Origin of the sequence: Streptomyces sp. NPDC001231 (assembly GCF_042896885.1) — a bacterium.
Classification (GTDB): domain Bacteria; phylum Actinomycetota; class Actinomycetes; order Streptomycetales; family Streptomycetaceae; genus Streptomyces.
The window spans coordinates 253,219-264,625 of sequence record NZ_JBIAXS010000003.1 but is presented as its reverse complement, the minus strand read 5'-3'; the positions used below and the strand labels follow the sequence as shown (position 1 = coordinate 264,625).

Below are 11,407 nucleotides of genomic sequence, written 5' to 3'. Positions count from 1 at the left end.
CCCCGCCGGACGGCGGGCCCGGCCGCGTGACCGCGTTCGACCGGCAGGGGGGTCGCCGTCCGTACGGCGCCGGTACGCACTAGGCTGGAACGCAAGTGACGCACCTGTTCACTGTGAGTGTGCGCGATGGAGTGGCGACGATGAGCCCCGTGTATCCGTTCGACGATGCCGCCACGGCTCGGGCCGTCGTCGACGAGCACGGCGTCCTCGTCGAATGGAACGAGGGCGCGCGCCGGCTGCTCGGCTGGGCGGCCGAGGAGGTGCTGGGCGAGCGGGCCGCGACCCTGCTGGCCGAAGCCCTGGACACCCCCCTTCCCGACGAGCCCCGCTGGAACGGCACGCTGACCGTGCGTCACCGCGACGGGCGTGCCGTGCCCGTCTGGGTCCTGGCCCACCACCGGCGCCCGGAGGACGGCGGCAACTGGCTCCTGGTCACCCCGCTGGAGGGCGGCGGCCCCCCGGACCCCGACGACCCGCTGGTCCGGGCCGAGCTCATGCAGTCCCCCTGTGCCGTGGCGATCTACGACGAGCGGCTGCGGCTGCACGGGATGAACGCCGCCATGGCGGACGTGCTCGGGGTGCCGGCCGATCGGCTGCGGGGCCTGCGCCTCTCCGAGATCGGCGGCCGCCGGCAGAGCGAGGACTTCGAGTGGCACATGCACCGGGTCCTCACCACCGGCCGGGGGAACGACGTGCGGACGTATGTGCCGATAGGCGGCGACGGCCAGGTGACCGCCTGGCTGGCCCGGATGTCCCCGATCACCGACCGGCAGGGACGGGTGCGCGGGGTGTGCGTCGCCGCGCACGACTTCACCGAGCAGTACCGGGCGCGCGAGCGGCTGCAACTGGTCAACGAGGCGAGTGTCCGCATCGGCACCACCCTCGACGTCGCCCGGACGGCGCAGGAACTCGCCGACGTCTGCGTCCCGGCCCTCGCCGACTTCGTCAGCGTCGACCTGCTGGACCCGCCCGAGCACGGCGGGGAACCGCTCACCGGGCCGGTGACGATGCCGGTCGTGCTGCGCCGGGCCGCCCACCGCTCCGTCAACGCGGGCAGCCCCGAGGCGCTGGCCTCCGCCGGGCGGACCGAGCTGTACCCGGCCACCTCCCCGCAGGGCGCCTCCCTGGTCACGGGCCACTCCGTGGTGATCTCCAAGGAGTCGGGCGACCTGGAGAAGTGGCTGTCCTGGGACCCGGTGCGCCGCCTGCACTCCCGGGAACTCGGCGTCCACGCCACGATGTCCGTGCCGATCCGGGCCAGGGGCGTGACCCTCGGGGTCGCCGTGTTCACCCGGTTCCGGCAGCCCGCCCCCTTCATGCCCGACGACGTGCTGCTGGCCGAGGAGGTCACGGCCCGCGCCGCCGTCTGCATCGACAACGCCCGGCGCTACTCCCGCGAGCGGGAGACCGCCCTCGCCCTCCAGCGCAGCCTGCTGCCCCGCAGCCTGCCGCGGACCGCCGCGGTGGAAGCGGCCTCCCGCTACCTCCCGGCGGCCCGGGCCGGGGTGGGCGGCGACTGGTTCGACGTGATCCCGCTGTCCGGGACGCGGGTCGCCATGGTCGTCGGGGACGTCCTCGGGCACGGCGTGCAGGCCTCGGCCAGCATGGGCCGGCTGCGCACCGCCGTGCGCACCCTCGCCGACATCGATCTCGCCCCGGACGAGCTGCTCACCCATCTGGACGACGTGGTGGCCCGGTTGTCCGCCGAGGCCGGGGCCGAGGGACGGCCCGGCGAGGTCGGCGCGACCTGTCTGTACGCGGTGTACGACCCGGTCTCCCGGCGCTGCACGCTCGCCCGCGCCGGGCACCCGCCGCCGGTGCTGGTCCCGCCGGACGGCCCGCCCCGCCGGGTGGAGCTGCCCTCCGGTCCGCCGCTGGGCCTGGGCGGGCTGCCGTTCGAGAGCGTCGAGCTCCAGCTGCCCGAGGGCAGCGTGCTGTCCTTCTACACCGACGGACTGGTCGAGAGCCGCGAGCGGGACACCGACGCCGGGCACCGGCTGCTGTGCGAGGCGCTGGCCGCCCGCAGCGGCTCGCTGGAGGAGACCTGCGACCGCGTCCTGCACACCCTGCTGCCGGCGGGCGGCGCCGCCGACGACGCGGCGCTGCTGCTGGCCCGCACCCGCGCCCTGCCGCCCTCCCAGGTGGCGACCTGGGAGATCCCCGCCGACCCGTCACTGGTCGCGCCGGTCCGCAAGCAGGTCGTCGACCAGCTCGACGACTGGGGGCTGAGCGAGGCGGCGTTCACCGCCGAACTGGTGGTCAGCGAGCTGGTCACCAACGCGATCCGGTACGGCACCCCGCCCATACGGCTCCGGCTCATCCACGACGAGTCGCACCTGACCTGCGAGGTGTCCGACACCACCCACACCGCTCCGCACCTGCGCCGTGCCAAGACCTGGGACGAGGGCGGCCGCGGCCTGCTGCTGGTCGCCCAGCTCACCCGGAGGTGGGGCAGCAGGCACACCTCCGAGGGCAAGACGATCTGGGCGGAGCTGAGTCTGCTCGACGACGAGTGAGCCCCGCCGGGCCTCAGGACCCGTCGGCCAGCCAGGGCCGCACCCGCCGTCGTGCCTCGTACAGCCGCGACTTGAGCGTGCCCAGCGGGATGCCCGCCCGCTCGGCGGCCTCGGCGTACTCCAGCCGGCAGATGTCCCGGTACACCAGCGGAGCCACCAGGTGGGGATGCTCCCGCTCCAGCCGGTCCAGCGCCTCCAGCAGGTCCACCCGGGAGCCCGCGATGACGCTCGTGGTGCGCGGGTCGGCGTACTGCGCGGGCTCGATCCGCGCGGGCTGCTCGGCGGCGCGGCGCTTGAGCTCCCGGTACTTCTGGCGGCAGCAGTTGGCGACGACCGTGTAGAGCCAGGTGCCGAAGCGGCTGCGGCCCTCGAAGGAGGTGATCCGGCGCGCGATCTGGAGCAGCACGTCCTGCGCGGCCTCCTCGGCGTCCTCGCGGCAGGGCAGGAAACGCCCGCAGCGCCGGACCACCTCGGGCCGGACCTGCTGGAGCAGGGCCTCCAGCGCGGCGCCGTCCCCGGCGGCGGCACGGCGGGCGAGGTCTTCGACCGGCGCGGCGTTCTGCACGACAAGGTCCCCTTTGCGTCGATCCCGGGGCAGGCATGATAGTCGCATGCACTCCCTCGAGCGGATCGGCCGCTACCGGCTCGAACGGCGCCTGGGCACGGGCGCCTTCGGCACGGTGTGGCTCGCCCACGACGACGAGCTCGAGGCCCCCGTGGCCGTCAAGGTCCTCGCCGAGAACTGGTCCCACCGCCTCGACGTGCGCGAGCGGTTCCTGGCCGAGGCACGGCTGCTGCGCAGGGCCGGCTCGTCCCGGGTGGCTCAGGTCTACGACATCGGTGAACTGCCCGACGGCAGACCGTACTTCGTCATGGAGTACGCCGACGCCGGCACCCTCGCCGACCTGCTCGACGCCGGTCCGCTGCCGGTGCCGGAGGCCCTGCGGCTGACCGCACTGGCCGCCCGTTCCGCCCACGCCCTGCACGAGGCGGGCATCGTGCACCGGGACGTCAAGCCGAGCAACGTGCTGCTGCGCACCGCGCCGGACGGCACCCGCCGGGTACTGCTCGCCGATCTGGGACTCGCCAAGAGCCTGGCGCAGGCCTCGGGGCTGACCCTGGCGGCGGGTTCGGCCGGGTACCGGCCGCCGGAGCAGGCCGGGCCCGGCGCGGGCATCGACGCGCGGGCGGACGTCTACGGACTGGGCGCGGTCGGCTACCGGCTCGTCACGGGCACGGTGCCCGCCGAGCCCGGCGCGGTGGTACGGCCCGAGCGGCTGCGGCCGGGCCTGGACCCCGGTGTCGCCCGGGCCCTGATGCGGGCCCTGGAACCGGACCGGGAACGGCGCTGGCCCACCGCCGAAGCGTTCGCGGACGAGCTGGAACGGCTGGCCTCGGCCCCGGCGGCCGCCGTCCGCCCGCGCGGGCGGTCCAGGGCCGTCGCGCTGGCCGCCGCCGTGGCGGTCGTCGCCGTCGCCGGGGCCGCCTTCGCCCTGGTGAACCGGCCGTCCTCGGCGTCCGGCGCGGGCGTCGAGGACGCCACCGGCCGGATCGCGGTGCGGGTGCCCGACGACTGGGGACGCCAGCTGCGCGACTCCGGCTGGGATCCCGCGGCGCTGGGGCTGCCCGCCGGGCACGAGCCGGGGCTCGCCGTCGCCGACGACCTGACCCGGTGGCAGGACCTCGGGGCCGACGTGCGCGGGGTGTTCGCCGGACTGAGCGAGCACGGCGACGTCACCGCCCGGGTCGACGCGCTCGGCCACCCGGGCTGCCACTACGACGGCGCCCGCGCCTACACCGGCGGGCGGTGGCACGGCCGGATCCGGACCTGGAGCGACTGCCCCGGCGGCGGCCGGCTCACGGAGACCGCGCTGGTCCCGGCCGGCGGCGGGCAGCCGCAGGTGTACGTGCAGATCCGTCAGCACGGCGGCGGCGACGCGACCGACCGTGTGCTGGGCTCCCTGCGCGTCGCCTGACCCCGTACGAGGTCGAGCCGCTCGACCCCGTACGGGCGAGAACCGCTCGACCCCGTACGGGTGAGAGCCGGCCGGGGTCCGCGCGGGAAGAAGTCACCGGGAGAAAGGTGCGGTCGGCCGCGAACTTTTCTCCCGGTCCGTGCATCGGACACTCAGGACGGCGCACCCGGCGCCGGAGGCACGCGGTCACCGCGTGCGAGCGACCCAGGAGTGTGGAACATGGCGCACAAGTCCCCGTCCGCCCGCCGGGCGGCCCTGCTCGTCGGCGCGGTAGCCCTGCTGGGCCTGCCGCTGACCGCCTGCGGCCACGGCAGCGGCACGAGCGGCGCTCCGCAGAAGGTGTCCGGCACCGCCGCGCCCGCGACCGGCGACACCACCGCCGGGACGGCACCCGGCACGGCACCCGGCACGAGCTCCGCGCCCAGCGGCGGCGCCGCGCCCCCGAGCGGCACGGCCACCGGCTCCGCCCCGGGCACCGCCCGGCACACGGGCGGCACCCCCACCCCCGCCACGAGCACCCGCTGTCACACCTCCCAACTCAGGGCGTCGGTGGGACGGGAGAACCCGGGCGCCGGGCAGGAGAACTTCCCGGTCGTCCTGACGAACACCTCCGGCCGCACCTGCACCGTGCACGGCTATCCCGGCGCCGCCTTCGTGGACGCCTCCGGCAGGCAGCTGGGCCCGGACCCGAAGCGGTCCTCGGGCACCCCCACCACGGTGACGCTGAAGCCCGGCCAGAGCGCCTGGGCGGGGCTGACCTTCTCCAACCCCGGAGTGAGCGGCGCGAGGACGGCGACGCCCGCCTCGCTGATCGTCACACCGCCGGACGAGCGCGACCACCTCACGGTGAAGTGGACGGCCGGCCAGGTGCCCGTGGGCGGCAACGCCTCCTCGGTGTTCCTGACGGTTCTCAGCCCCGGCACCGAGCCCTGACCCGTGCCGTCGGCGGCGCTACCGCGGAGGTCCGGCACGGCCCTCTGCTTTGATGGGCGGGCACCGTCGGTCACGTCCGGAGGAACACCGCCCTGAACACCCCGCTGGCCGAGGCCCTCTCGGTCGTCCTGCTCGTCGCCGTGCTCGCCTGGGCCGTCGTCCGTCCCTTCGGCTGGCCCGAGGCGGTCATGGCCGTGCCCGCCGCCGGGATCGCCGTCGCCACCGGCGCGATCCCGCTGGACCACGCGCGGGCCGAGGCCGAGCGGCTGGGACCGGTGGTCGGGTTCCTCGCCGCGGTGCTGGTGCTCGCCCACTTCTGCGACGTGGAGGGGCTGTTCCATGCCTGCGGGGCGTGGATGGCCCGCCGGGCGCGCGGCCGCCCGGTGCGACTGCTGACCGCCGTGTTCGCGCTGGCGTCCGCCATCACCGCCGTGCTCAGCCTGGACGCCACGGTCGTACTGCTGACGCCGGTCGTGTTCGCCACCGCCGCCCGCACCGGCGTACGGCCCAAACCGCACGTCTACGCCTGCACGCATCTGTCCAACACGGCGTCGCTGCTGCTGCCGGTCTCCAACCTCACCAACCTGCTGGCGTTCGCGGCGAGCGGGCTGAGCTTCACCCGGTTCGCGGCGCTGATGGCGCTGCCGTGGCTGGTGGCGATCGGAGCCGAGTACGTGGTGTTCCGGCGCTTCTTCGTCCGCGACCTGGCCGCCGCGGTGCCCTCGCCGCGCACCGGCGAGACGCCCGAGCTGCCGCTGTTCGCCCTGGTCACCGTGGCCTGCACGCTCGCCGGGTTCGTCGTGGCCTCCGCGTTCGGCGTGGCACCGGTGTGGGCCGCCCTGGCGGGGGCGCTGGTACTGGCCGGGCGCGCGCTGCTGCGGCGCAGGGCGAGTGCGCTGAGCGTGGTGCGGGCCGCGGCTCCGGGCTTCCTCGCCTTCGTCCTGGCCCTGGGCATCGTGGTCCGCGCGGTGGTCGACAACGGTCTCGCCGGTGCCCTCGGGCGCATTCTGCCCGGCGGTACGGGACTGCCCGCACTGCTCGCCGTCGCCGCGCTGGCCGCCGTCCTCGCCAACCTGATCAACAACCTGCCCGCGGTGCTGGTCCTGCTGCCGCTGACCGCGCCGACCGGGCCGGGGGCCGTCCTCGCCGTGCTGCTCGGCGTCAACATCGGCCCGAACCTCACCTACGCCGGGTCGCTGGCGACCCTGCTGTGGCGGCGGATCGTGCACCAGCACGAACACGGTGTGGACCTCAAGGAGTTCACCCGGCTGGGTCTGCTGGCCGTGCCGGCCGCGCTCGTGCCGGCCGTGGTGGCACTGTGGGGGGCGCTGACGGTGCTGTGAAACGGAAGGAGGCCGACCGGATGCGTGTGATCACCTGGCTGGTGGAGGGCACCTGGCCCGCCTGCGTGGACGCTGTGCGCACCCATGCTCCGCACGCCTCCGACGTCGTCCTGCTGCACGTCAGCGGGCCGGAGGTGCCCGCGGTAGCGCACGGGGCCTTCGCCGGGTTGCTCGGCCGCGGCCGTGCCGAGCGCGACCCGGGCGACCTGCTGACGGACCTCGGCGGTACGTCGGCGGCCGAGCTGCTGGAGGCGGCCGCGGCCCGCCTCGGGCGGCCGTGCACCCGGGTGGAGCGGCACGGGCGGGTGGAGCGCGAGGTGGTGGCGGCCGCGGAGGACGCGGACCTGCTGGTGCTGGCCCGTGACGGCGACCGTGAGCGGCTCGGCCCGCACAGTCTGGGTCCGGCCGCGCGGTTCGCCGTCGACCACGCGCCCTGCGCGGTGCTGCTGGTGTGGCCGGAGGCGGCGCCGGACCTCACGACGATGCCCCCTCCCCCGCCGCCACCGCCGCCGCACCACCGCTGACGTCGTTCAGCGGCCGCCGCCGTGGCGGTGGCGCCTGTTCCGGTCGTCCCACGAGCAGGGGTGGCCGTCGGAGGAGCAGCGGTCCGTGGCGGACGGCTCGGCGCTGCCGTCCGTGGGCGGCGGGGTCGTCCGGGGCACGCCGCGGGCCGGGGCGGGCGTCTCCGCCGGTTTCGCAGGCCCCGACGGTCCGGGGCCGGTCCGGGCTGACGAGCCGCTGTCCAGGTCCCAGTTGACGACCTCCATCTGGAGCTCCGGCGCGGAGGTGTCCATCGCCCAGCGCTGGGTGTCGTTCTTCGCGCGGGTCTTGAGCACGAGGGCGCCGCCGCCGTCGGTGGCGGCGGGCGTCAGGGCCAGATCCTGGTCGAAACGGGGTACGAGGGTGCCCTGAAGGGTGAAGTCGTAGCGGATGTTCCTGGCGCCGGGTCCGGAGCCGGCCACACAGGGGGCGAGCCGTACCGAGTAGCCGAGGTGGGAGTCCAGGCACAGGCCGGGCGCGGCGCCGCTGCGCAGCAGGCCGTCGGTCTCGTACACCCACTGCTGGCCGGGGGCCGAGGAGCAGGCCGCCAGTTCGGTCTCCGCGCCTTCGACGGCCTTCTCGCCGACGACGTCGACGCACAGTCCGGACGCGGCGTTGTGCAGCCGTCCGCGCAGGGTGCCCCTGGCCGCCGTCCCGGCTCCGGTCCAGGACGGTCCGGAGGCCGAGGCGCCGGTGCCGGGCGGCCCGGAGGGCTGTCGTTCGCCGCGTGTGGGGGTTCCGTCACCGGAGCCGAGCACCGCCCACAGCGTGAGCGGCAGCACGACCAGCCCGCTCACCGTCGCCACCGCGATGACCAGGTTCCGCTGCCGCGCCCGCCGCGCCGCCTTCCGGGCCGACCGCCCCCGCGCGGCCGCACGGCCCCCGGCCGTCCCGCCCGCCGACGCCATCCCGTCCCCCGGTCCCGCTGCCGCGTCGCCGCGACCGGCCGGCACCGGCTCCGTGTCCGGCGTCGGCGGCCTGCGATCGGCAGAGGCCGGCTCGGCCCCGGCACCGCGACCGGCGCGCGCCGCTTGCGAGGCCGGGCCGACGGCCGCGGTGGCGGGCGGCGGGGCGGAACCCCAGGGCTCGGCAGCGGCGGGGGCCGCGAAGGGCGCGGCGACGGACAGCCCGGGGGCGGGCCCACCCGCCGGGTCGGGGCCGAGGGCGCCGCCCGGGCCCGGGCCGTCGGGCCGCCCGGCCGGGTAGGCCTGGCCGACGGCCACCGGACCGGACGGATCCGGCGCGAAAGACTCGCCCCCGCCCCGCGTCTTCGGCCACCCCGACGCGAACGGCTCTCCCCCGGCGGACGCGACCGGCCCCGACGCGAACGGCTCTCCCCCGGCCGGCGCGACGGGCCCCGACGCGGCGGCGGGCGCGGGGGGTTCCGGTTCCGTCGCGGCCGAGGGGCCGGCCAGGCGGGAGGCACGGTAGGCGCGGGCACCCCAGCCGAGGACTCCCTCGGCCAGCGCGCCGCCCAGGTCCGCGTTGAACTGGCCCAGTTGGTCGGCGGTGTGCCGGCAGTGCGTGCAGCCGGCCAGGTGCGTGCGCAGATCGGGGTCGACGTGGACGCCGCCCCGCCGGTAGGTCACGTCGAGCAGCCGCCGGTAGAGCAGGCACTCCTGCCGGGGTGCGACCTCGCGGTGCACCTGGAGGCTCTCCTCGCGCAACCGCTCCCGGGCCCGCCCGAGTTCGACGCGCGCGTCCTCCTCGTCGAGGCCCAGCAGCCGGGCCGGGGCGGCGAGGGGTTCGGCCTCGACCTCCGCGTGCCACAGCAGGGCGCGGCCCGTCTGCGGCAGCCGCTGGAACGCACGGGACAGCAGACGCCGGTCGCCCGGCGGCAGCAGTCGCGCGGCGATCCGCGCTCCGTCCGCACCCGCGGCCCTCAACTCCGGGTGCAGCATCTCCTGGCGGTGGTCCGCGCTCCACTCCGCCGCGATCCGGCGCACGGTGACGAGCAGTTGGGGCCGCCAGGCGGCGGTCGGCCCGGACTGCCGCAGGGACTCGCCGAACAGGCGGGTGAAGGCCGCGGTGGTGAGCATGCCCGCGGAATGCGGGCCGTCGGCGCACAGCCGTGCGTAGGCGAAGGCCGCCTCCCAGTGCCGGTCGAGGAGTTCACCGACGGGCAGCAGAGCGGGCGAGGTACCCGTCCACTTCCGGAGTTCGGCGCTCAACTGCTCGTCCGTGGTACCGAACGGACCGGGTGACGTAGGGGAATTGGACGTGCCCGGGTCTTTCACGGCCGCATTCCTCCATACACACCGCGGATTTGGTCCGTACCAAAAAATCCGTCCCAGAAAGGCGTGTCGGCATCTCGAACGTCCACCGCGCAGAGGGAGGACCCATGGCCTGCTCGCCGACTGGCCACACCTTTGCACAGGCCAGCGGCGAGCAACAAGGGATCACACGGTTTTGTGCATAACGCTCCCGGCACCCCGTGTTGACGAATTGTCAATTCCCTTGGTTGGAATGCGATTACTGACCGACGCGCAGGGCAATTGCCGCCCTCAGTGACCGCTGACGGCGTGCGGTGTGTACGGCCCTCCCAGCTCCTCGGCCTCCTTGTCGCTCAGCTCCAGTTCGACCGCGGCCACCGCGTCCCGCAGGTGCTCCGGCCTGGACGCCCCGACGATCGGCGCCGTGACCGTGTCCTGGCGCAGCAGCCAGGCGAGGGCGACCTGGGCGCGCGGAACCCCGCGGTTCCCGGCGACGCGGGTGACGGCCTCGACGATGCCGCGGTCGCCCTCCGCGTAGAGCCGGCCGCCGAAGGCGTCGGTGGCGCTGCGCTCGGTGGTGGTGCCCCAGTCCCGGGTGAGGCGGCCGCGGGCCAGCGGGCTCCACGGCAGTACGCCGACGCCCTGGTCCGCACACAGGGGAAGCATCTCCCGCTCCTCCTCGCGGTAGAGCAGGTTGTAGTGGTTCTGCATGGAGGCGAACCGGGTCCAGCCGTGCAGCAGGGCCGTGTACTGGGCCTTGGAGAACTGCCAGGCGTACATCGAACTCGCCCCGATGTAGCGGACCTTGCCCGCCCTCACCAGGTCGTGCAGCGCTTCCATGGTCTCCTCGACCGGCGTGTGCGGGTCCCAGCGGTGGATCTGGTACAGGTCGACGTAGTCGGTGCCCAGCCGGCGCAGGCTGTGGTCGATCTCCGTCATGATCGCCTTGCGGGACAGCCCGCCGCCGTTGGGTCCCGGCCGCATCCGGCCGTGCACCTTGGTGGCGAGCACGATGTCGTCGCGGCGGGCGAAGTCGCGCAGCGCGCGGCCGACGATCTCCTCACTGGTGCCGTCGGAGTAGACGTTGGCCGTGTCGAAGAAGGTGATCCCCGCCTCCAGCGCCTGCCGGATCAGCGGGCGTGACGCCTCCTCGTCGAGGGTCCACTCGTGCGTGCCGCGGCCGGGCACGCCGTAGGTCATGCAGCCCAGACAGATCCGCGACACCTCGAGGCCCGTCGAACCGAGCCTTGCGTACTGCATCGTTGCTGCTCCTGTCCTTGGTACGGTCGCCGGTCACGAGCCGGGGCGGCCCGCGGGCGGCCGCGTCGGAAACGTGTCCAGCAGGTCCAGTGCCCGTTCCCAGCCGAACTCGGGCCGGCGGCCGTCCCGCGCCGCTTCTCCGGAGAACGGCTCCCCGAAGCGGACGCCCATCCCGCGCAGGCGGGCGAGGCTCTCCCGGTAGGCGGGGTGGGCGGCGAGGGTGTCGGACACGCACGGCAGGACCACGACCGGGACGCCCAGGCCGTACGTCTCGCACAGGGTGCCCAGGGCGAGCGTGTCGGCGGTCCCGGCGGCCCACTTGTTGAGCGTGTTGAAGGTGGCGGGCGCCACGACCACGGCGTCCGGCGGCGGGAACGGGCGCGGGTCGGCCGGCGTGCGCCAGGCCGACCGTATGGGGCGGCGGGTCAGCGCCTCGACCGCGGCGGTGTCGAAGAAGCCGCCCATGGCGACCGGGGTCGCGATGACACCGACCTCCCAGCCCCGTTCCTGCGCGGTGGTGATCAGCTTGCCGACGCCCTCGGCGATGCCGGCGGCGCAGACGACGACGTAGAGGAAGGGTTTCCCGGACGCTGTCCCGGACTCCTTCCCGGGCATTGCCCCGGAGG

At 75.3% G+C, this 11,407-nt stretch carries 9 protein-coding genes; 5 read left to right on the top strand and 4 right to left on the bottom strand.

The features are described from left to right. Positions 1-140: 140 nt before the first annotated feature. Positions 141-2,516 (top strand): SpoIIE family protein phosphatase, encoded by a 2,376-nt coding sequence (locus tag ACFY3J_RS05755; protein WP_384181118.1) that lies wholly within the window; start codon positions 141-143, stop codon positions 2,514-2,516. Positions 2,517-2,529: 13 nt separating this feature from the next. Here ACFY3J_RS05755 and ACFY3J_RS05750 read toward each other — a convergent pair whose 3' ends face one another. Further along, complete coding sequence (locus tag ACFY3J_RS05750; protein WP_141355484.1) at positions 2,530-3,081, bottom strand: RNA polymerase sigma factor; 552 nt, start codon at positions 3,079-3,081, stop codon at positions 2,530-2,532. A 46-nt stretch (positions 3,082-3,127) separates the two neighbouring features. Between ACFY3J_RS05750 and ACFY3J_RS05745 the strand changes: the two genes are divergently transcribed. The 4 genes from ACFY3J_RS05745 (at position 3,128) to ACFY3J_RS05730 (ending at position 7,292) form a co-directional block, all read left to right on the top strand. Further along, positions 3,128-4,492: a serine/threonine-protein kinase gene (locus ACFY3J_RS05745; RefSeq protein WP_390840356.1), complete on the top strand. Its 1,365-nt coding sequence runs from the start codon at positions 3,128-3,130 to the stop codon at positions 4,490-4,492. Between the two features lie 219 nt (positions 4,493-4,711). Beyond that, complete coding sequence (locus ACFY3J_RS05740; RefSeq protein ID WP_384181114.1) at positions 4,712-5,425, top strand: DUF4232 domain-containing protein; 714 nt, start codon at positions 4,712-4,714, stop codon at positions 5,423-5,425. A gap of 140 nt (positions 5,426-5,565) precedes the next feature. Beyond that, complete coding sequence (locus tag ACFY3J_RS05735) at positions 5,566-6,768, top strand: arsenic transporter (RefSeq protein ID WP_384181112.1); 1,203 nt, start codon at positions 5,566-5,568, stop codon at positions 6,766-6,768. A 20-nt stretch (positions 6,769-6,788) separates the two neighbouring features. Beyond that, positions 6,789-7,292 carry a universal stress protein gene (locus ACFY3J_RS05730; RefSeq protein WP_390840355.1) on the top strand — a complete coding sequence of 168 codons (504 nt, stop codon included), beginning with the start codon at positions 6,789-6,791 and terminating at the stop codon, positions 7,290-7,292. Positions 7,293-7,298: 6 nt separating this feature from the next. On the opposite strand, the gene ACFY3J_RS05725 is transcribed toward ACFY3J_RS05730, so the two are convergent. The 3 genes from ACFY3J_RS05725 to ACFY3J_RS05715 all read right to left on the bottom strand — a co-directional run bounded on the left by ACFY3J_RS05725 (position 7,299) and on the right by ACFY3J_RS05715 (position 11,396). Beyond that, entirely contained in the window at positions 7,299-9,545 is a 2,247-nt protein-coding gene (locus tag ACFY3J_RS05725) for a ricin-type beta-trefoil lectin domain protein (protein ID WP_390840354.1), read from the bottom strand. A gap of 267 nt (positions 9,546-9,812) precedes the next feature. Next, complete coding sequence (locus ACFY3J_RS05720) at positions 9,813-10,781, bottom strand: aldo/keto reductase (RefSeq protein ID WP_390840353.1); 969 nt, start codon at positions 10,779-10,781, stop codon at positions 9,813-9,815. Between the two features lie 33 nt (positions 10,782-10,814). Next, positions 10,815-11,396 (bottom strand): flavoprotein, encoded by a 582-nt coding sequence (locus ACFY3J_RS05715; RefSeq protein WP_384181302.1) that lies wholly within the window; start codon positions 11,394-11,396, stop codon positions 10,815-10,817. Between the last annotated feature and the right edge of the window lie 11 nt (positions 11,397-11,407).